Here is a 20,799-nt window from a genome sequence, read left to right on the forward strand (position 1 = left end):
TGTTACTTCACCATGCAAACAGAGTTGACATTGCCTTTATTGTCGTATTCTTTGACTGAATTTACAGGATCAATAATCCATTCGCCATCTACAATAAATTTATAATGGTATTTTCCACCAGATAACTTTTGGTTAAAGACCCAACAATCATTCACTCTAGTCATTCTATAGGTGTCTTCCGACCAATCATTGAAATCACCACTTAGAATAACACTTTCGGCATTTTGATAATCGCAAAGTCTAAATTCAATATTTTTTTGGACATCAATAACCGAATTAAAACCACCAAATTCGTTTTCAACCTTTGATGGGTTTTGTGGATCTTCAATCCAATGATGATTATCTATAATAAACTTATATTTATATATGTCTGGGCGAAGTTGCAAGGTGACTTCCCAACCGTCTTCTGTAGGTTTCATCTTAAAATTAGTTTCATCCCAACGATTAAAAGTGCCACTTAATACTACTTTTTCTGCATCTTCATAGCCTTTCAATTTAAAGGTGACGTTTCCGTAATCTGTAGCAAATGCACTATATAATTTAAGATTGTAAGTCATAAGTTTCTGACCCTTGTAATCTCTAGCATCAACAATGTTTTTAAAATCTCTAGATGGTTCAGCCCAATGTTCGCTATTAACAATGAATTTAAACTCCCAGTCAAAATCTGAAGTGAATATGGACAGGTCTTTTTGTAGCTTATAAACGGAATCATTGACCTTATTCATTCTCCATTGGTCCTTAGCCCAATTATTGAACTCTCCAGAGACAAATACATCATCTATAGTATCTCCATTGTTTTTTATATTTGGATAATCATTAACGTTGAAGATGAAAATGACATTTTCACCTCTTATTTTGTAGCCTTTAATTGTACTGTTTTGAGAATTAACACTTAGGGCAATAAAAAGAAAACATAAAAAAGATAAAGAAATGTTGTTTTTAAGTATCAAGGCTCAATGATAGGACTCTTAATAAAATAGAGTTTCCTTTTTTTGTAATTAATAATCGTTCTTTTTTGAGCGAAGAATTCAAAACCAAGTATGCCATCGAGTTCTGTGCCAAAAGCACTATTCATTTGTCTTAAATTAGTAAGCACGGTTTTCATTGGTCCAAAGTATATCGAATCACTCAATCTAACTCTGTACAATTTCCCTGCCAAAACTTTTTTCCTCTTACCACTAGCACCTGTAAGCTTCAATTCTTTGCTAGGATAAAAATAGTCTAAAATTTCTGAACCTAAGTTTTTGTTGAGTTGATTGTATTCTGCTGCCGTATCCAAACCAAATGACAGTTTTTCATTACCAATGTAGGCATCAAGAATTATTGTATGCTTTTTTAGTCTAAATTCAATACTGTCTGAAATAGTTTCTGCATAGACTTTATTAGATAAATGATCCCCATTTTTATCGGTCTTGGTTAAGGTGATCTGGTTAAGGTGCAAGTCTATGAATACCTCAAAATCTTTTAAAAGGCTGAAACCGATTATGCCCAAAAGCTCTATTTTTTTTGTCTTTTCAATGTGCGATAAATCGATTACATCTGCGTTAAGTCTTTCTATGCTTAGGTCGTTAATACTTAGTTTGCTAAGATGTTTTTCTTTTACATTTTCAATATCATTATGTACGCCACTTTTTTGCTTACCCTCTTGCCTATGTTTTCTAGTAGGTTTAAAGTGAACACTGTTCAATATTAATGTTTCTGAACCTGTATCAATTATAAAGTTGCCTTCTTGATCTAGTAATTCGACTTCAACAATAATAAGTTGGTCAACAACCTTAAATGGAATACGCGTTGTTGAGGCATTTATTATTTCTGCTTTAGTGAAAATAATAGGTGGACTTACTTTAGGAGGTGTGATTTCAGTAGCGTAAAGACGCACTGAAATCAAAAGTGCTATGATGATTTTGATTGATTGATGCATACTATATAGACTGTTAATATGCTCTGTGTGTTACAGTTTTTTAAAGATTTAACATTCTACATATGTGTTTCTATAAACCCCTTAAGTCTTATGACACTATCAATCCAATTTGCACCGCCCCAACCATGACCTTCACTTGGATAAAAATTGAATTCGTGAGTCACGTTAAGTTCTTGTAGTATGTCACTCATATCCATACCTTGTGAGCTAGGTATTAAAGGATCTTCGCCACCATAAAATAGAATTGTTGGAGGAGCAGAAGACGTCACCCTGTGATAAGGACTCATTTCCTCTAGGAAATCTATAGTTAGGGTAATGCCAAAAGCGCTCGATAGTTCTTGAAAGACAGGATTATCCAGGTATGCAGGGTCGGTAAAGTTTGTAGGTCCAACAATACTGCAAACCATATCTACTTGACTTTCAGTGTCAAAAGCATAACTCCATAGCATAGATAAATGGGCACCGGCACTTGCACCAATAAAACCGATATCATCAGAAATGGTATAAATATCCTGATTGTTTTCAAGATAGTCCACAACACTGGTAATATCATTGATTTGCATTGGATATGCAAAATTATCCTCATCCGCTAGTCTATAGTTAATGTTAGCGATAGCATAATTTGGTAATTGAAGTTTAATGATTTCTGCGATATCAGCCATATCTGTCTTATCTCCAGAGGTCCAACCACCACCATGCACAAGAATTATGATTTTAGTATCTGAATTTCGATTTGGAGGAAGGTATAAATCAAAAACCTGTTCACTATCACTACCATAGGCAATATCAAATTCTTCATAAGCCTCAAGAGGACTTAGTGTTTCTGGATCAATATTTACGGTGTCATCTGATGAACATGAAACAAAGATGGAAATAGATAAGAATGTTATGAAGATTAGTTTTAAATGTTTCATATTGAAAATATTATTTACATTGTAAACGTATTTGTAAGATACATATTATGGCGGAGTTTATTAAGATATATCCAGAGAATCCAAATCCAAGAGAAATTCAGAGAGTTATAAAAATCTTGAAGAATGGTGGATTGGTTATTTATCCGACGGATACCGTTTATGGTTTAGGCTGCGATATTACTAATATGAAAGCGCTTGAGCGGATTGCAAGAATAAAAGGTGTGAAGCTAGAAAAATCCAATTTTTCTTTTGTTTGCGAAGATTTAAGCAATCTTAGTGATTATGTAAAGCAAATTGATACCACAACTTTTAAAATATTAAAACGTGCCTTGCCAGGAGCTTATACCTTTATTCTGCCAGGTTCAAAGAATTTGCCAAACCCTTTTAAGAAACGAAAGACCGTAGGGATTAGAGTGCCTGATAATTCCATTGCATTAGCCTTGGTCAATGCTCTTGGTAATCCAATTGTATCAACCTCTATAAGAGATGAAGATGATGTCCTGGAATATACTACTGATCCAGAATTAATTTTAGAAAAATGGGATAATTTGGTAGATGCAGTGATTGATGGCGGTTATGGTGGAAATGAAGCATCAACGGTTATAGATTTGTCTGTTGAGCCACCAGAAATCGTAAGAGAGGGGAAAGGCAGTTTAGAGATATTTTAGGCTGCTTTTATAGCACTTGAGACTTTATCACTATTGTAGTAGAAAAGTGCTATTGAAATTAAACCACAGACCAAAAAGCCCATAAAAAGCGGAGTCACGGAATCTACTACAAAGCTACCAATATAATTAGCTATTGGGACTGCCATAACGGTAGAGATAAAACCATTCAACGCTGAGCCAATACCTGCAATATGCCCCATAGGTTGCATGGCCAGGGCCCGTAAGTTTCCAAATAGAAAACCAATAGTGAAGAATTGAATAGCAAAAAAAGTCACTAAGACTTCAATATTAGGATTGTTGCTTGCGCGAAATAAGATGATGAATACCAATGACGTTAAGATAAAACTCCACATGGCTATATGTACAATGCGTCTCATGCCAAATCTCACTACTAACTGACTATTCATAAAAGTCGCTAAGCCAACAGAAATAGCTAAACTTGCAAAAATCAAAGGGAATTCTTCTGCCAAGTCATACTGCTTTTCAAAGATTTGTTGGGACGTACTCAAATACACCATAAATGAACCCGTTATAAACCCAGAAAGTAAGGTGTAGATCACGGCTGATTTAATTTTAAAAAATTGCACGGTACCAGTTTTAAAAATAGATAGGCGATATGGAATCCGATACTTTTCTTTTAATGTTTCTGGTTGTCTTAGCCAAAACCAAAGCATTACTAAAAGGCCAAATACTAAGGTAAAGGAGAATATGAACTTCCAACTATAATGATTCATTAGAAATTGTCCTAACGTCGGTGCGACTATAGGAACCAATATAAAAACCATCACAACAATAGATAATATTTTTGCCATATAATCGCCATCATAAGAATCTCTTACCATGGCAATACACATTGTTCTTGGGGACGCTAAACCAATACCTTGCAAAACACGCCCGAAAAGCATCATTTCAAAGTTTTTGGTTGTTATGCAAATAATAGAAGCCACTATAAACAAAAGAAAACCCATATATACAATGGGCTTTCGACCAAAGCTATCGGATAAAGGACCAAAGATTAACTGACCGATACCGAGACCTAAAAATATCGAGGTAATGAGTTTTGGATTATCTAATGGGTCGGAAACGCTTAAATAGTCTCCAATCATTGGCAATGCTGGTAATACCGCATCAATGGATAGCGCCACGATAGACATTAGCGCAGCCATGAGGACTACAAATTCAAATTGAGAGCGTTTTTGCATAGCGCAAAAGTAAGTCAATTATTGCCTATTTTTGAAAAGCTATTATACTATTATCAGATATTAATATTCAATAACAATATGTCATGCCAACAGAGACTTTAATAAAACTATTTAAGAGAGATTTAAGTAAACTGAAAGAAGAAATTAATTCATATAGCAACGTATCAAATTTGTGGCAAGTTGATGGATTGGTGTCGAATTCCGCAGGAAATCTTTGCTTGCATTTAGTTGGAAACCTTAATCACTTTATTGGCGCTACCCTGGGAAATACAGGTTACATAAGGCAAAGAGAATTAGAATTCTCGCTTAAAAACGTTCCTAGAGAAGACATGATTAAGCAAATTGATGGCACTATTGTTATAGTAACCAATATCTTGAAAAATTTGACAGAAGATGACTTGAAAAAAGAATATCGTAGGAATCTTTCTGAGGATTACATGACTACAGAATATTTTTTATCGCACTTGGCTATGCACTTAGCTTACCATTTAGGGCAAATAAATTACCATAGACGTTTATTAGATCAGTAGCTTATGACTTTTGACCATTTTAAAATTGAACTATTAAGTGAAAGCAGAGGTGAAGCTTTTTATGACTTAATAGATAAAAATAGAGCACGACTCGAAGATTTCTTTGCGGGAACGGTTTCTAAAACACGAACACTAGAAGATACGCTTAACTATTGCAATGAGATACAAAAGCGAATTAAATCTATAAGCTATTTACCTTATATGATTACTGATATTAATACTAATGAATTTATAGGTTTGGTAGATGTAAAGAATATAGATATGAATGTACCAAAGGCAGAGTTAGGGTCTTTCATTGATAGTCGCTATGAAGGAAAGGGCATCGTTTCAAAAGCTACCGACCTTGTCGTAGATCATATCGTTGAAGAATATAAATTCATAAAACTGTTATGTAGAGCAAATTCTAGAAATAAAGGTAGCATTGCTGTTATTCTTAAAAATGGTTTTGAATTAGAAGGTACAATCCGTAGAGACTACAAAACGACTAAAGGTGAAGTTGTAGATTTAAATTACTATGGACGATTATTTGGTTAATCCCTAAGGGTACATAGAATGCAAAAGCTCACCATTTCTGGTGAGCTTTTTTCAAACAAATCGTTTAATTTTTAACACAATATAATTAAACGGATTACAATTGATTTTTCAATCAATTAGCTTTAAGAAGGCATTCCGCTGTTCTGGCTCGATAAAATTGCCTCCATATTCTATGGTTGTTGTAGAGCTATTTTTGTCTTTAATCCCTCTTGATGACACACATAAATGCTTAGCTGTAATCACTACGATGACATCTTCTGTTTCTAGGGCATCTTGCAAATCTTTAAGTACTTGTAGACAAAGACGTTCTTGTACTTGAGGGCGATGCGCATAATAATCTACCAAGCGATTAATTTTAGAAAGTCCAACCACTTTATCTTTTGGTATATAGCCAATATGTGCGATGCCGACAATAGGTAAAAAATGATGTTCACAAGATGAGTCTATATTAATATCTTTTTCAACAAGCATTTTCTTGTAGCCATACTTATTATGAAACGTGGATATTTTAGGACGATTATTGGGATTAAGACCGTAAAATAATTCCTTGACGTACATTTTGGCGAAACGATAGGGTGTTCCAGATAAACTATCATCTGTGAGATCTAATCCGAGTTCATGCATTATCGCTTCAAAATGTCTTTGAATGGCATTAATTTTTTCATTATCAGATTTATCAAATGCATCAGGTCTTAGTGGCGTATCAATGCTTGTTGCTATATGCGCATTACCTAAAAGTTCTATATCCTCTTTTTTCATAGTCTCAAATTAGTTCGCTAAACGCAACATGTACCATCTTTGCATTGGCAATATTTTCTATTATATAAATGTAACAGGACCAATGCTATTGCAGGAATATAAATAGTACTTTCGGGTAGAGATATTAATGCTAACTTTTCGTTTAGTATAACTAAACACAGCCCGATACAGCTAATCCATAAAGTAGTTGAAATCCATATTTTGGAAGTGTTTTTTGCAGATAGATACACGGCAAAAAATGAAATACCAATGAATAAAAAGTCGATTGAAGTCCACCATGCAGGAGCAGTGTCGCAGCATATAGCAGAACATGTCTGAGCTAAAAATATAAAAGGTGTGGCGATACAATGTATCAAACACAAGCCACTGGCCAATGCGCCTATTGAATCTGATCTATTATGCTGGAAGTATTTAGTGATCATGTTGTTTAATGCAACTTAGTTGCAAATATAATATTTAATTTGATAATGCAACATAGTTGCGTTAAATTTGTAAAATGGGAATAAAACGAAGAACCAAATCTGTAACTACAATGCTCTCAATATTTGAAAGTGGAGAAGAAGCCTTATCTGTCGTTAATTTAGTTGAGCGACTTAAAAATCAAATGAATAAAACCACAGTGTATCGTATCCTAGAGCGCTTAGAAAAAGAAGGCGCTATTCATTCCTTTTCGGGAACTAATGGATTAAAATGGTATGCTAAATGTAGCCAATGTACTGCGCATCATCATAACGATATACATCCGCATTTTGAGTGCAAAGATTGTGGAAAAGTGGAATGTTTGGAGGTTAATATTCCTATTCCAAGTATAGAAGATCGAAATATTCAGTCTGTAGATGTGTTACTTACAGGACAATGCACAAATTGTATGATTTAGGAATGTTTTTTGACTAAAAATCAGGAAACCGAATTTCCCCAATCAGCTATAGAACGAATTAACGGAATTAAAGTTTCGCCTAAAGTTGTGAGTTTATATTCCACTTTTAAAGGAGGCTTTTTAGTATACACTTTGCGTTCAATAATATGATCCTCTTCCAATTTCTTTAATTGTAGGCTTAATGTGCGTTCTGTTACTGTAGGCATCAGTTTTCGTAATTCATTATAGCGCAAAGTACCGTCCATTAAGTGATAAAGAATAACTGTTTTCCACTTACCACCAATAACACCCATGGTAAGACTAGCACAGCATGGGTAATCTTTACCATTATAAGTGTATGTATTTCGAATCGTTTTCCCCATAATTTTTATACTATCATATTTGACCGTTATTGCAAAGATAAAATACTATACTTAGTTTTGCAACTATAAAAAGTATAGTTTAATTAAAAATCAAAATATAATGAGCATTCCTAATATTTCAAAAGAAGACATTTTAAATGCATTTCACTATAGACATGCTACCAAAGAGTTTGATGAAACTCGTAAGTTAACAGATGACGACATCAATTTTATCCTAAAAACAGCGAACCTATCACCAAGTTCTTTTGGTTTTGAACCTTGGCACTTTATTGTTGTACAAGACAAAGAATTAAGAGAACTATTAAAACCTGTTGCTTGGGGAGCACCTTTAAAATTGGATACAGCGAGCCACTTTATACTTGGATTAAGTATGAAAGCACCAATGACTAAATGGGATTCTGATTATATCATGCATATGATGAAAGATGTAAAACAATTCCCAGAAGATGTTGTTGAAATGTATTCGAAGTTTTATAGAGAGTTTCAGGAGCGAGATTTTAATTTGGATTCTGACAAGAAACTATTTGATTGGGCTTCTAAACAAACTTATATTGCTTTAGCAAATATGATGACTTCTGCGGCTTTAAACGGAATAGATAGTTGTCCAATTGAAGGATTTCATCAAGAAAAAGCAGAAGCGCTTTTAAAAGAAAAATTTGGAGTAGATACAGATGAATATGGATTATCTTATATGGTAGCATTTGGGTATAGAAAAGCTGAACCACCTCATGCGAAGACTAGAAGAGATATGGATGCTATTGTAACATGGAAATAGAAAGCGTATTTCGGAATAATGAATTTTGAAACCATAAATAGAGGATTTAGTAATACGTTTAGACCTAAAAAGTTAAGTATTGGAGCAGTAGTGCCCATAGAGAATTACGCTAATAGTTCTATACCAACAATGCAACACCATTTAGAGCGGGTTAAGTTAATAGAAGAACTTGGTTTTAAGGCACTTTGGATTCGTGATGTCCCTTTTCATGTCCCATCATTTGGTGATGCAGGACAAACCTACGATCCTTTCGCATATTTAGGGTTTTTAGCTGGACAAACATCTAAAATTGCACTAGGCATTTCTAGTATTGCTTTGCCTTTACATCATCCTGTTCATACGGCAAAATCTGCGGCTACTATTGATCAACTATCAGGAGGAAGGTTAATATTGGGAGTGGCTTCTGGTGATCGTTATGATGAATATCCAGCCATGGGCATTAATTATGAAAAAAGAGGAGAACTATTTCGCGAGGCTTTTGATTACATTAGAAAAGTTCGAGAAGACTTTCCGGTTATAGAAAATCATTTCGGAATGCTAAAAGGTCATGTCGATGTGCTACCAAAGTCCACTGCCCATAAAATTCCGATGCTAGTTACAGGTTACAGTCAACAGTCTTTAGAGTGGAATGCTGAGCATGGTGACGGCTGGATGTACTATCCACGTAATTTATACCAGCAACAACATACCATAAGACAATGGCGCGAATTGATGCCTCAAGAGTATAGTAAACCTTTTATGCAACCCTTATATGTGGACTTGCAAGAAGACGATGATTTTCGTCCAGAACCTATTCATCTTGGATTTAAGATTGGCGCTAAACATTTAGTAAATTATTTCAGCAATTTACAAGAGATAGGTGTAAATCATGTTGCCATAAATCTTCGTTTCAATACTAATAAAATAGAAGACACATTAAACCAACTTGCTGAAAAAGTATTACCACATTTTCACATGGAGTAAAAGAATAAGACATATGAGTAAAATAATTTTAATTACAGGAAGTACAGACGGTATCGGAAAATTAGTTGCTATAAGGTTGGCTAAGGATGGACATAGAATCTACTTACACGGAAGACATTCTGAAAAGTTAGATACTGTAATAGCAGAGATTAAACAAGTTTCAGGTAATAATAACATCGATGGTTTTGTCGCGGATTTTTCTGATTTACAAGCTGTTGACAATATGGCAAATGTTATTAAAAAACAACTTTCAAAAATTGACATACTAATAAACAATGCTGGAATTTTTAAAAGTCCAATTGATAAAACCAAAGATGGGTTAGATATTCGTTTTGCAGTTAATTATTTTGCGCCATATATTTTAACCAATGCATTGTTGACGTTGCTAAAAACTAACACAGCTAGTAGAATCATTAATTTAAGTTCTGCTGCACAGTCGACAGTCAGAATAGGTGCTTTAAACGGTGAAGCTTCTGTTAATGTTAGTGAGGCTTATGCACAAAGTAAACTGGCTTTGACCATGTGGAGTTTTGATTTGGCAAAACAACTAGAGGCAGTTTCTGTAATTGCTGTGAATCCAGGTTCACTTTTAAATACGCGTATGGCTAATGAAGCTTACGGACAGCACTGGTCACCTGCAACAAAAGGTTCTGATATTTTATATGACTTAGCTATTTCGGATGAGTATAATGGTATAACAGGAAAATATTTTGATAATGACAAAGGCGATCCAAAAGGCCTATTTAGTCCAGCACATTCAGATGCTTATGATGAGGAATTAATAAAACAATTATTAAAACATACAGAAGAAGTTTTAAATAAAAATTAATTATGAAACAGAATACAGATATACTCCTATTGATGATTTGTTTGGTCTTATCATGCTCTAATAAAAAGGAACAAACAAATTTAAATATTAACGGTCAAATCATAAGTCCAACGAATGCAGTTGTATTAAGCTCAGAAATTCAATGGGAAAAGTTAAATCCTGCACGTGGAGACCAAAGTCCTCAGGCAGGAACTATTTGGGGAGATAGAAAAGGAGAGGTCGCAACTGGGTTTTTAGCAAAATTCGTAGATGGTTTTTCTTCACCACCCCATATACACAATGTAACTTATAGAGCAGTTGTTCTTAAAGGTCAGATACATAATGATGATGCAGAAGCAGAAAATATGTGGATGGGAACTGGAAGTTTTTGGACGCAGCCCAAAGGGGAAGCACACATTACATCGGCAAAGGGTAAGGAGAATATTGCTTATGTAGAGATTGACAAAGGACCATATTTAGTAAAACCAATTGATGAGGCTTTTGACGATGGAGAAAAACCTATGAATTTAGATGCATCTAATATTGTCTGGCTTGGTGCAAATAAAACTAATTTGATTAAATCTAAATCTAAAGCTGAAATTAGTTTTTTGTGGGAAAACGAAGGACTTCAAGGCTTATTTATTAAACTTCAAAGCGGATTTAATGGTGCTATTGAAAGTGATGGAAGTGTTTTTAGAGCTGTAGTTATAGACGGAGAGCTAAATTACGAATTACCTCAAGATAATGACGCTAAATCACTTAGTGTTGGGAGTTCATTCAGTTCTTCTGACAAAGCAATACATAAAATCACTAATAATAAAGGGACTAGTGTATTGATTTATATAAGAACAAATGGCACTTTTAAAGTTAAATAACAAAGCTTAAAAAAAGCAAAAATAGCGAGAGTTTTTTGCTCAAGCCTTTTTATATATAGACGTCTAGTTTACAAAGGAATATTCCCATGCTTACGTTGAGGTTTTACAACCTCTTTGTTCTCTAGCATAGCAAAGGCTTTAATGAGTTTACGCCTAGTGTTATGAGGTAAGATCACTTCATCTACAAATCCACGCTCTGCAGCACTATATGGGTTTGCAAAGAGCTCAGCATATTCTGCTTCTTTTTCTTTCCACTTCGCTTCTTTATCATCAGCTTTAGAAATTTCACGTTTAAAGATAATTTCAGCAGCACCTTTCGCTCCCATTACGGCAATCTCGGCATTTGGCCATGCAAAATTCATATCAGCACCAATATGTTTAGAGTTCATTACGTCATAAGCACCTCCATAGGCCTTACGTGTGATTACAGTCACTCTAGGCACAGTCGCTTCGCTAAACGCGTATAATAATTTTGCACCATTGGTAATTATAGCATTCCATTCTTGATCTGTACCTGGTAAAAATCCTGGCACATCTTCTAAGACTAGCAACGGAATATTAAAACAATCACAGAAGCGCACAAATCGTGCGGCTTTGGTAGAACTGTTAACATCTAACACACCAGCTAAAAACATTGGCTGATTCGCTACAATTCCAACAGATTTACCGCCTAATCGAGCAAAGCCAACGATAATGTTCTCAGCAAAGTCTTTATGAATTTCATAAAAGGAATCCTCATCAATAATGCCTTCAATCACCTGATGCATATCATAAGGTTTATTAGGATTATCAGGTACAATATCATCTAATGTCGTTCTGACTTCTTCTTCGATTTCAAAAGGAATATCTAAAGGTTTTTCCTTATTACTTTGCGGTAAGTAACTTAATAATTGTTTTACATCTTCTAAGCACTCTACATCATTTGCTGAGGTTTTATGTGCCACACCTGATTTGGTAGAATGCACAGATGCACCACCTAATTCTTCACTAGTGACTTCTTCGTTAGTCACCGTTTTTACAACATTTGGCCCTGTTACGAACATGTAACTGGTGTCTTCTACCATTAAAGTAAAGTCTGTCATGGCTGGTGAGTACACTGCTCCACCAGCACAAGGACCCATAATCGCTGAAATTTGAGGAATCACACCAGAAGCTTGTACATTTCTATAAAAGATATCAGCATAGCCACCTAAAGAGCGCACACCTTCTTGGATACGTGCTCCACCAGAATCGTTTAAACCAATAACTGGCGCACCAACATTAACTGCCATATCCATAATTTTACAGATTTTCTCAGCGTGGGTTTCAGATAAAGAACCACCAAAAACTGTGAAGTCTTGTGCGAAGACATAAATTAGTCTACCATTTACAGTACCATAACCAGTGACCACTCCATCACCATAGAATTGTTGATCTGCCATGCCGAAGTCTTTAGTTCTGTGTGTTACTAAAGCTCCTATTTCTTCAAAAGAACCTTCGTCTAAAAGGTACATCACACGCTCTCTGGCTGTTAGTTTTTTCTTGGCGTGTTGTTTATCTATTCTAGCTTGTCCACCTCCTAATTTGGCTAAGGCTAGTTTATCATTTAATGTTTTTATTTTGTTATCCATGCTTTTTGTTTTCTCGCTAAGGCACAAAGGCGCAAAGCTGTGTTTTATTTTCAATCAAAGAAATGAACATACAAATATGTCATTGCAGTTTTTTTATCAGTCCATAAATAATATTCACTGAAAGTATGGTCTAAAAAATCGGTCTTATAATAAATTCGGTCAATATTTTTATCAGGTATATCAAACCATTTAGGATAATTAGGGTCTTTTTTTAAATCCTCAATTATAATTTCAAATTTTACATTATTCCTTTCGACAACATTTAGAGGCTGGTCATGCGCAATTATTTTTTCTAAAACATCAGAGTCATATGTGAAAGACATATAGTGAACTTGAAAATCAAAATACCCACGATTTTTAAGTTTAATTTCCTTTATAGATTCAGGCGGTTTAAAACCAAAGTTGTCTTCGAAAGAGGAAACGAGTTTTTCACGATTTTGGGATTCATAAGCACAACTTGAACTTATTGATAGAACAAGTAAAATCAATAATTTTTGATATTTATGCAATGATTTTAAACCGCTCATATTACTTCTAATTCGGTACTCGTAATAATTTCTGATCTTCTAAATAACGTTTCAACGCAATCTTCGCTGCAATTTCTGCTTCTTTTTTATGTTGGTCTTCTAAAAGGCTAGGTGAGTAGTACTTCTTTACAAAATGCGTATCGAAGTTACCACTTCTAAAGGCGTCATGCTCGCATACAAATCGCCCAAAAGGTAAAGTAGTTTGTACACCTTTTACATGATAATTATCAATTGCTTTTATCATGAGTTGTATGGCTTCTTCACGTGTATCTCCGTAAGTGATTAGCTTCGATAGCATGGGATCATAATAAATTGGGATATCCATACCTTCTTCAAAACCATTATCGACACGTATATTTTTGCCTTCTGGCAGTTGGTATACTTCTAAATTACCTACACTCGGCAAAAAGTCATTCATAGGATCCTCAGCATAGACGCGGAGTTCTAAAGCATGACCATTAATGTTTAAATCCTCTTGTTTAACGTCTAGTTGTTCTCCTCTCGCGACTTTAATTTGTAGTTCGACTAAATCAACTCCAGCAATCCATTCAGAAACAGGATGTTCTACTTGTAATCTTGTATTCATTTCTAAGAAATAAAAGTTTAGATTTTCATCTAATAGAAATTCAACGGTTCCTGCACCAATATAATCACAAGAGCGTGCCACGTTAATAGCTGCTTGTCCCATTTGTTCTCTTAATTCTGGAGTTAGCACCGCAGAAGGGGCTTCTTCCACAACTTTCTGGTGACGTCTTTGTACAGAGCACTCACGCTCGAAGAAATGTAAATAGTTGCCATGCGTGTCTGCCATCACTTGAATTTCAATATGACGAGGCGAGCCTACGTATTTTTCTATAAATACAGAACCATCTCCAAAAGCAGATGTCGCTTCACTAATAGCTCTATTCATTTGAGATTCGAATTCATCAGCACTCTCTACAATGCGCATCCCTTTTCCACCGCCACCAGCAGAGGCTTTTATTAAAATTGGAAATCCTATCTCATCTGCAATTTTCTTAGCTTCAGGAATATCTGTAATCGCTTCATCAGTTCCTGGTACCATAGGAATATCATAAGCTTTTACAGTGTCCTTGGCTGCCAATTTACTTCCCATCACTTTTATAGCATGTGATTTTGGGCCAATAAAAATCACATCATTTTTCTCACAAAGCTCTGCAAAGTCCGCATTTTCGCTTAAGAATCCATAACCTGGATGAATGCCATCTACATTAAGTGATTTGGCAACCTCTATAATTTTATCCCCTTTTAGATAAGACTGATTTGATGGTGCGGGACCAATACAAACAGCTTCATCAGCATATTTTACATGAAGCGCGTTTCTATCGACTTCAGAAAACACAGCGACTGTTTTAATTCCCATTTTCTTTGCTGTTCGCATCACACGAATAGCAATTTCTCCCCTATTGGCAACAAGTATCTTCTTCATGCTATTCAAATGTTATTAAAAGTGAATTTTTATCTACAGTTTCTCCCTGCTTTACACTTATGGATTTTATCACACCATCTCTAGGTGAATGAATCACATTTTCCATTTTCATAGCTTCTAGAATTAATAAAGAATCATTCTCTTTAACTTCTTGTGCTTCAGCCACACTAAGTTCTAGTATTAATCCTGGCATTGGTGCTTTAATCTCATTCACTTTTTTAGATGCTCCAATTTCGAAGCCTAAAGCTTCTATCTGCTGATCTAATGCATCATTAATATCCACGTGGTAAACGTTATTGTTTACCTTGATGATATATTGTTTTTTGTTGAAATCAGCATCCAAGATTGTAGCCTTTTCAGAGATATTATCTTTAAGAATATGAAAATTATTTGATGTTGTCTCAATGGCGTCAAGCGCTTCCATGGTTTCTTTAGAGACATCGAAACTATGCGAACTGTTCACTTTTATTTTATACATGCACTACGTATTATTAACGGAATGCTAATTTAAAACTAAATAGGCAAACATAATATGAAAATAATCAGCTTATTTTAAGAATCTTCTAAAGTTTTAAAGCTTGAAACCTCTTGATGCTTTTTTATGGCTTTCTTAGATAAATAAATGGCCACTGCAAGCGATATAAAGGCTCCAATAGAAATACCAGGAATAAAACTTATAAATAAGAAAAAGTCATATGCCCCGTGAAACAATACCGCCAAGAATAAACCAAACATATTCAATTTAAACCGATTATTGGAGAATTTTGCTTTGCCCATGTAATAACCCATTAAAATTCCAAAGGTGGCATGAGCAGGAACAGCAGTGAATGCTCTTAGTATAGCGGTTTGGTAGCCTCCATCCAATACGTACATAATATTTTCAGTACATGCAAAGCCCATGGATACCATAACGGCATAGACAATACCATCGTAAGGCTCATTGAATGCTTTTTTTGGTTGGTTAAAGTATTTTACAATGACGTATTTACTAAATTCTTCCGATAATGCAACGACTACAAAAGCCTGAATGAATTGTTGCCAAACACTAAACTCATCGGTAATTGGTATAAATCGGCCTGTAAATAAATAAAGTATGGTGACAATTATGATACTGACAATAGCTCCAAAAAGAAAGCTGGCTAGAAGTAGACCGATAGGCTCTTTTTCATATTTATCCTGAAAATAGATATATACGATAATCACCATTACTGGTGCCACTGCCATGAGCAATAAATTCATAAGCCTAGTTTTTGTTTTACAGCGTTTAGCACAAAGTTATAATACGATTTATTTGTAGGTATAAAATGGTTGTTGGTTTCGCTCAGGGCCAATAAATCTTTGAACTGTTTAAAAGACACCAATTTTAAGGCTTCGACTTCATCTTCTTGCGGTTTTAATTGATTGATGCTAACCCTTAATTCTGAAATATATACTTGATGGAACTCATTATCTTGGATATTTCCATTGGCATAGGAACTTTCATGTAGAAATACGCCAATTTTCTCCAGTTCACTTTCCTGAAGTTCCAATCCAATTTCTTCTTTGGTTTCTCTTAAAGCTGCTCCAATAAATGTTTCTCCAGCGTCAATATGTCCCGCGGCCGAAACGTCCCAAAGGAGAGGGTGAATGGCTTTTTTATGTGAACGTTGTTGTAACAAAATCTCACCTGCTTTTGTATATAACCATAAATGAATCGTGTTGTGATACCAGCCATTTTTATGTGCTTCAGATTTTAAAGCGGTTTTGCCAGTTGCTATTCCTGCAGAAGTTACTATGTCTATGTATTCATCCACTAACTAACAACTTTGGTGATACTTTCTACTAATTTGTTAAAATGTATTCTAGTGTTAAAAACATGACATGAAATTCTAATGTAATCTCCTCTGTAAGAAACAATAACATTATCACTCTTTAATTGATGCTTTAATTTTTCTAAATCTACTATTTTAGGAATTTTAATACCAAATAAATGTTTTGCTCTTATCTCAGAATCATCGCTAATAAAACCTAATGCATTCAAATCCTCTAAAGCATCTTTTGAAATAGAGTCGCAGTAATCTTGTAACTCTTTAGGAGCAATCTTTAAAATTTCCTTTAGAGCGGCTGTTTGCATCTTCACATAAATAAAACTTGCAGACTCACCAGCATTGTAGCGCTGTGCTAAAGGCTTGTATGCGGTCTGGTATTTGGTCAATCCCGCCAAATTTTCACTATTGAGGCGAATGGTCCAATTCTGTTCAATTGGAGAACCATTGTCAAAATAGTCGCTATAGTAGGCATAAGCACAGCCATAAGGTCCAAACAGCCATTTATAACCAGCACAGATTAAGGCATCAGGTTGTATGTCTTTTATAGAGAAAGGCAAGGCACCAATGGATTGACTACCATCGATAATCATCAACGCATTATGCTGTTTTGTTTTAGATCTTATCGCTTTTAAATCGAAAATATAGCCATTCGCCCAATGGATATGGGCCATGGCAACAACTGCTGTTTTATCGTTTATAGCTTTTAAGATCTCAGAATTCCAATCGGCAATAGTTTTAGGTTGTTTGATAGTAACGATGTTCGCATCGAAAGTTTTTGCAAGCGCTCTCCACGTATACACATTACTAGGAAATTGCTCTTCGATTAACAGAATTTCATCTCCTTTTTGTAGCGTAATGTTATTGGCAACTGTTGCCATACCATATGACACTGAAGGAATAGTTACAATACGATTATGGTCATCTGCGCCAATAACTTTTGCAAATAATTGTCGCAATTTTGCAACAGGTTCAAATAAGTCAGAGTTCTGATAAAAATCTGGCCTACTTTTAAGTTGCACTGCTTTTATTCCAGCGTCTTCGACCGATTTAAAGGCAGGAGAAAAACTTGCTGTATTCAAATAGGCGACATCGTTTGGAAAACTAAATTGATCTTTTAGATCTTCTATTGCCATGGACCTAATTCTATTTGAAGTAGCTAAACGTTTCTCCGTCTTCTATTTTTAAAAGTGTTTCGTAAATTAACCGAATCACGTTTTCAACATCACTTTTATGCACCATTTCTACGGTTGTATGCATATAGCGAAGTGGTAGAGAAATCAATGCCGAAGCTACGCCACCATTACTATACGCAAAGGCATCTGTGTCAGTTCCCGTAGCTCTGGATAACGCAGTACGTTGAAAAGGTATTTTCTTTTCCTCTGCAGTATCGGTAATTAAATCTCTCAGTTTTTGCTGTACGGCAGGTGCATAAGCTACCACGGGACCATCTCCAATTTTTGCAAGACCTTGTTTTTTAGGATCTATCATAGGTGTGGTTGTATCGTGTGTGACATCAGTAACAATGGCTACATTAGGTTTAATGGTTTCTGTAATCATTTCGGCTCCACGGAGTCCGATTTCTTCCTGTACGGAATTGGTAACATATAAACCAAAAGGTAAGGTCTTTTTGTTTTCATGTAGTAAACGTGCCACTTCAGCAATCATAAAACCTCCCATTCGGTTGTCTAAGGCCCTACAAACAAATTTGTCTTTGTTTAAAATATGAAATTCATCAGGATAGGTAATGACACAACCTACATGAACGCCCATTTTTTCAACTTCCTTTTTATCCTTAGCACCAATATCAATGCAAATATTATCTGGCTTAGGTGGCTCTTCTTTTGCTCTACTCCTTGTATGTATTGCTGGCCACCCAAAAACACCTTTTACGATGCCTTTTTTGGTATGAATATTAACTATTTTACTTGGTGCAATCTGGTGATCGCTTCCACCATTTCTAATGACGTATAGTAAACCCTTGTCCGAAATGTAGTTAACATACCATGAGATTTCATCTGCATGTCCTTCAATGACAACCTTGTATTTTGCTTTTGGATTTATCACCGCCACGGCTGAGCCATATGTATCTGTAATGAATTCATCAACATAAGGTTTAAGGTAATCCATCCATATGTTTTGTCCTTCCCATTCATATCCAGTAGGTGATGCGTTATTCAAATATTTTTCTAAAAAGTCCATGGACTTTTTTGTTAGTAATTGCTTTTTGGCCATTTGTAAAATTTTTCTTTAAAAATAATAATATTAATAGGAATTTAAGGTTATAGCCTTTAATAATTCTTAATTTTGAAGAACTCCAAGATTGCAGTTTGGAACAGTTTTGGAAGTAACAAAACATATGAAGCATTTAACCTACATTTTAATATTTTTTTCATGGGCAGTATTTGCCCAAATAGAACCAGTAGAGCAGGATTCCACCCAGGTCCATTACATCATTGTTGAGGGAGATTCCATTCCTGTCACATCTGTAGAGTTGGAAGAGGTTCTAGTATTGCCCAATCTTCATTTTGAAAATCGTGATGCTCGTATTCGCTATATCATCTTAAGACGTAAAACACTAAAGGTCTATCCTTATGCTAAATTGGCAGCAGATCGTTTAGAGGCTTTACAAGAGCGATTAGACCAACTAAAACGAAAAAGTGAAAAAAAGAAATACGCGAAAGTGATTCAGAAGTATATCGAAGATGAGTTTTCTGAAGAGTTGAAGAAACTCACAAAGACAGAAGGCCAAATCTTGGTAAAGCTTATTCATAGGCAAACGGGTAAAACTACCTTTGATCTTATTAAGGAACTTCGCAGTGGCTGGCGCGCCTTTTGGTTTAATAGTACGGCGAAATTATTTGATATTTCATTGAAGAAAGCGTTTGATCCCTTAGCAGAAGAAGAAGATTATTTAATTGAAGATATTCTACAGCGCGCTTTTCAGAATGAGCAATTGGAACGTCAACGACCTGCATTTGACATTGACTTCTATGCTTGTGTAAACAAATGGTCCAAACCAAAAACTAGAAGAAAGGCTAAACCCAAGCAATAAATGAGAATCCAATCTAAACGCGAAGAGCAATTAAATGCCATATCTCATGGTATTGGTGCAGCTCTGGGAATAGCAGCTCTTATACTACTCATTTTATATTCAGATAATAAGGCCAAACCTTGGAGCTTATTTAGTGTTATAACTTATGGTACCTCCATCATCGTTTTATTTTTGGCATCTACATGTTATCATGGAGTAAAAGGGGAGAAGCGCAAACATTATTTTAGGATCGTAGATCATATTAGTATTTATGTATTAATAGCAGGAACATACACACCAGTTTTGTTGATTCTTTTGAGAGATAGTTTGGGCTGGTCGTTATTTTGGGTGGTTTGGGGAATTGCCGCTTTTGGCGTGATACTAAAACTCTTTTTTACAGGACGATTTGAAACCTTTTCCACACTACTCTATTTGGTGATGGGTTGGTTGATTGTTTTCGACTATACAAATACTGCTGAAGCACTTGGAACCGGCGGCGTATTTTGGTTAATGGCTGGCGGATTATTCTATACCGTAGGAATTGTGTTTTACGCTATTGAGAGGATTCCTTACAACCACGTTATTTGGCATATGTTTGTTTTGGCTGGTGCTATTTGTCATTTTTTTATGATCTTTAATCACGTGATTTAAGATGACACTATTATTTTCTTTATGATAGCAATTTGTCCCAGGTGATAATGGGTATGCTCTATAATGCCTGCCAAATTTCTAAAATACGTGCCATACTTTTCTTCTGCCAAGTATGTTTCTAGGATAGTATCATTAAGTTTTTCAATCCATGAAATGAACTCATTAGCCTCAGTCCACATATTCGCTTGAAAGTCTTGCCATTCTGTTTCAGTCCTTATGTTAGGATGGTCAAAACTAAACGTATCTCTTATAGTCAAATCACCACCTTTTAAAACATCCATCGTACCCTTTAGGTAATAATGAATATGAAATGTTAAGGCTAATATGGTGTTTAAGTCATTTACTTTTCGAGTAGCTATTTCTATAGTCACACCATTTAGATGATCCTTAAGATTGGAAGCTGTCCAGTTACCACCAAAATAGACCTGGTGTAGGTGATGCGCTATATGTTGTGTTGTTCTCATACTATTTTAATTGTATTTATAGTTAGTCCTCAATTGCCAAGACTGTTTTAACATCTTAGAACTTCTCACTCTT

Annotated in this window: 26 protein-coding genes; 10 read left to right on the forward strand and 16 right to left on the reverse strand. The window is 35.1% G+C overall.

Going from position 1 to position 20,799, the window contains the following annotated elements; genetic code table 11:
* Positions 1-2: 2 nt before the first annotated feature.
* From H7F21_RS16485 to H7F21_RS16495, 3 genes are read right to left on the reverse strand one after another with little or no spacing between them, the layout of a single operon-like run.
* Positions 3-950, reverse strand: a complete 948-nt coding sequence (locus H7F21_RS16485; protein WP_185790417.1) for an early set domain-containing protein — start codon at positions 948-950, stop codon at positions 3-5.
* Positions 947-1,921 (reverse strand): pepsin/retropepsin-like aspartic protease family protein, encoded by a 975-nt coding sequence (locus tag H7F21_RS16490; protein ID WP_185790418.1) that lies wholly within the window; start codon positions 1,919-1,921, stop codon positions 947-949. Before H7F21_RS16490 ends, H7F21_RS16485 begins: the two co-directional genes overlap by 4 nt.
* Positions 1,922-1,977: 56 nt before the next feature.
* Complete coding sequence (locus tag H7F21_RS16495) at positions 1,978-2,835, reverse strand: alpha/beta hydrolase (protein WP_185790419.1); 858 nt, start codon at positions 2,833-2,835, stop codon at positions 1,978-1,980.
* 47 nt (positions 2,836-2,882) lie between these two features.
* Here H7F21_RS16495 and H7F21_RS16500 point away from each other — a divergent pair, with 47 nt between their 5' ends.
* Positions 2,883-3,503: an L-threonylcarbamoyladenylate synthase gene (locus tag H7F21_RS16500; protein ID WP_185790420.1), complete on the forward strand. Its 621-nt coding sequence runs from the start codon at positions 2,883-2,885 to the stop codon at positions 3,501-3,503.
* On the opposite strand, the gene H7F21_RS16505 is transcribed toward H7F21_RS16500, so the two are convergent.
* A complete protein-coding gene (locus tag H7F21_RS16505) occupies positions 3,500-4,705 on the reverse strand; it encodes a multidrug effflux MFS transporter (protein ID WP_185790421.1) in 1,206 nt (401 codons plus the stop codon). The two genes, H7F21_RS16500 and H7F21_RS16505, sit on opposite strands and share 4 nt — an antisense overlap.
* A gap of 83 nt (positions 4,706-4,788) precedes the next feature.
* Here H7F21_RS16505 and H7F21_RS16510 point away from each other — a divergent pair, with 83 nt between their 5' ends.
* Both H7F21_RS16510 and H7F21_RS16515 read left to right on the forward strand, forming a co-directional pair.
* Positions 4,789-5,235, forward strand: a complete 447-nt coding sequence (locus H7F21_RS16510; RefSeq protein WP_185790422.1) for a DinB family protein — start codon at positions 4,789-4,791, stop codon at positions 5,233-5,235.
* 3 nt (positions 5,236-5,238) lie between these two features.
* Positions 5,239-5,769: a GNAT family N-acetyltransferase gene (locus tag H7F21_RS16515; protein ID WP_185790423.1), complete on the forward strand. Its 531-nt coding sequence runs from the start codon at positions 5,239-5,241 to the stop codon at positions 5,767-5,769.
* Between the two features lie 108 nt (positions 5,770-5,877).
* Here the strand turns inward: H7F21_RS16515 and folE are convergent, their stop codons facing one another.
* Positions 5,878-6,528: a GTP cyclohydrolase I FolE gene (gene folE, locus H7F21_RS16520; protein WP_185790424.1), complete on the reverse strand. Its 651-nt coding sequence runs from the start codon at positions 6,526-6,528 to the stop codon at positions 5,878-5,880.
* Between the two features lie 17 nt (positions 6,529-6,545).
* Entirely contained in the window at positions 6,546-6,950 is a 405-nt protein-coding gene (locus tag H7F21_RS16525; protein WP_185790425.1) for a MerC domain-containing protein, read from the reverse strand.
* 74 nt (positions 6,951-7,024) lie between these two features.
* On the opposite strand from H7F21_RS16525, the gene H7F21_RS16530 reads away from it, so the two are divergent.
* Positions 7,025-7,405, forward strand: a complete 381-nt coding sequence (locus tag H7F21_RS16530) for a Fur family transcriptional regulator (RefSeq protein WP_185790426.1) — start codon at positions 7,025-7,027, stop codon at positions 7,403-7,405.
* A gap of 20 nt (positions 7,406-7,425) precedes the next feature.
* On the opposite strand, the gene H7F21_RS16535 is transcribed toward H7F21_RS16530, so the two are convergent.
* Positions 7,426-7,767, reverse strand: coding sequence for a winged helix-turn-helix transcriptional regulator (locus H7F21_RS16535; RefSeq protein ID WP_185790427.1), 342 nt, complete (start codon positions 7,765-7,767; stop codon positions 7,426-7,428).
* 100 nt (positions 7,768-7,867) lie between these two features.
* Here H7F21_RS16535 and H7F21_RS16540 point away from each other — a divergent pair, with 100 nt between their 5' ends.
* Genes H7F21_RS16540 through H7F21_RS16555 form a run of 4 tightly spaced genes read left to right on the forward strand, consistent with a single transcriptional unit; the run spans position 7,868 to position 11,188 of the window.
* Positions 7,868-8,542, forward strand: coding sequence for an NAD(P)H-dependent oxidoreductase (locus tag H7F21_RS16540; RefSeq protein WP_185790428.1), 675 nt, complete (start codon positions 7,868-7,870; stop codon positions 8,540-8,542).
* Between the two features lie 18 nt (positions 8,543-8,560).
* Positions 8,561-9,505 carry an LLM class oxidoreductase gene (locus H7F21_RS16545; protein ID WP_185790429.1) on the forward strand — a complete coding sequence of 315 codons (945 nt, stop codon included), beginning with the start codon at positions 8,561-8,563 and terminating at the stop codon, positions 9,503-9,505.
* A 13-nt stretch (positions 9,506-9,518) separates the two neighbouring features.
* The gene (locus tag H7F21_RS16550) at positions 9,519-10,334 is read left to right on the forward strand and encodes an SDR family NAD(P)-dependent oxidoreductase (RefSeq protein WP_185790430.1); all 816 of its coding nucleotides are present in this window, start codon (positions 9,519-9,521) and stop codon (positions 10,332-10,334) included.
* A 2-nt stretch (positions 10,335-10,336) separates the two neighbouring features.
* Positions 10,337-11,188, forward strand: coding sequence for a DUF4437 domain-containing protein (locus tag H7F21_RS16555; RefSeq protein WP_185790431.1), 852 nt, complete (start codon positions 10,337-10,339; stop codon positions 11,186-11,188).
* A 68-nt stretch (positions 11,189-11,256) separates the two neighbouring features.
* On the opposite strand, the gene H7F21_RS16560 is transcribed toward H7F21_RS16555, so the two are convergent.
* The 8 genes from H7F21_RS16560 to H7F21_RS16595 all read right to left on the reverse strand — a co-directional run bounded on the left by H7F21_RS16560 (position 11,257) and on the right by H7F21_RS16595 (position 18,812).
* Positions 11,257-12,798, reverse strand: coding sequence for an acyl-CoA carboxylase subunit beta (locus H7F21_RS16560; protein WP_185790432.1), 1,542 nt, complete (start codon positions 12,796-12,798; stop codon positions 11,257-11,259).
* 50 nt (positions 12,799-12,848) lie between these two features.
* Positions 12,849-13,325: a hypothetical protein gene (locus H7F21_RS16565; protein ID WP_246431507.1), complete on the reverse strand. Its 477-nt coding sequence runs from the start codon at positions 13,323-13,325 to the stop codon at positions 12,849-12,851.
* A gap of 7 nt (positions 13,326-13,332) precedes the next feature.
* Entirely contained in the window at positions 13,333-14,772 is a 1,440-nt protein-coding gene (gene accC / locus H7F21_RS16570) for an acetyl-CoA carboxylase biotin carboxylase subunit (RefSeq protein WP_185790433.1), read from the reverse strand.
* A 1-nt stretch (position 14,773) separates the two neighbouring features.
* The gene (locus H7F21_RS16575; protein WP_185790434.1) at positions 14,774-15,250 is read right to left on the reverse strand and encodes an acyl-CoA carboxylase biotin carboxyl carrier protein subunit; all 477 of its coding nucleotides are present in this window, start codon (positions 15,248-15,250) and stop codon (positions 14,774-14,776) included.
* Between the two features lie 74 nt (positions 15,251-15,324).
* Positions 15,325-16,011, reverse strand: a complete 687-nt coding sequence (locus H7F21_RS16580) for a PrsW family intramembrane metalloprotease (RefSeq protein WP_185790435.1) — start codon at positions 16,009-16,011, stop codon at positions 15,325-15,327.
* Positions 16,008-16,565 (reverse strand): NUDIX domain-containing protein, encoded by a 558-nt coding sequence (locus tag H7F21_RS16585; RefSeq protein WP_185790436.1) that lies wholly within the window; start codon positions 16,563-16,565, stop codon positions 16,008-16,010. The genes H7F21_RS16580 and H7F21_RS16585 overlap by 4 nt, the downstream gene beginning before the upstream one ends.
* Entirely contained in the window at positions 16,565-17,713 is a 1,149-nt protein-coding gene (locus H7F21_RS16590) for an aminotransferase class V-fold PLP-dependent enzyme (RefSeq protein ID WP_185790437.1), read from the reverse strand. Before H7F21_RS16590 ends, H7F21_RS16585 begins: the two co-directional genes overlap by 1 nt.
* Before the next feature lie 10 nt (positions 17,714-17,723).
* On the reverse strand, positions 17,724-18,812 hold the full coding sequence (locus tag H7F21_RS16595) for a M42 family metallopeptidase (RefSeq protein ID WP_185790438.1): 1,089 nt from the start codon (positions 18,810-18,812) through the stop codon (positions 17,724-17,726).
* Between the two features lie 124 nt (positions 18,813-18,936).
* On the opposite strand from H7F21_RS16595, the gene H7F21_RS16600 reads away from it, so the two are divergent.
* Both H7F21_RS16600 and trhA read left to right on the forward strand, forming a co-directional pair.
* Positions 18,937-19,632: a DUF4294 domain-containing protein gene (locus tag H7F21_RS16600; protein WP_185790439.1), complete on the forward strand. Its 696-nt coding sequence runs from the start codon at positions 18,937-18,939 to the stop codon at positions 19,630-19,632.
* Positions 19,633-20,262, forward strand: coding sequence for a PAQR family membrane homeostasis protein TrhA (gene trhA, locus H7F21_RS16605; RefSeq protein WP_185790440.1), 630 nt, complete (start codon positions 19,633-19,635; stop codon positions 20,260-20,262). It begins immediately after the preceding gene.
* Here trhA and H7F21_RS16610 read toward each other — a convergent pair.
* Positions 20,259-20,726 carry a DinB family protein gene (locus tag H7F21_RS16610; RefSeq protein WP_185790441.1) on the reverse strand — a complete coding sequence of 156 codons (468 nt, stop codon included), beginning with the start codon at positions 20,724-20,726 and terminating at the stop codon, positions 20,259-20,261. The genes trhA and H7F21_RS16610 overlap by 4 nt on opposite strands.
* Between the last annotated feature and the right edge of the window lie 73 nt (positions 20,727-20,799).

Origin of the sequence: Winogradskyella flava (assembly GCF_014243395.1) — a bacterium.
Taxonomy (GTDB): domain Bacteria; phylum Bacteroidota; class Bacteroidia; order Flavobacteriales; family Flavobacteriaceae; genus Winogradskyella; species Winogradskyella flava.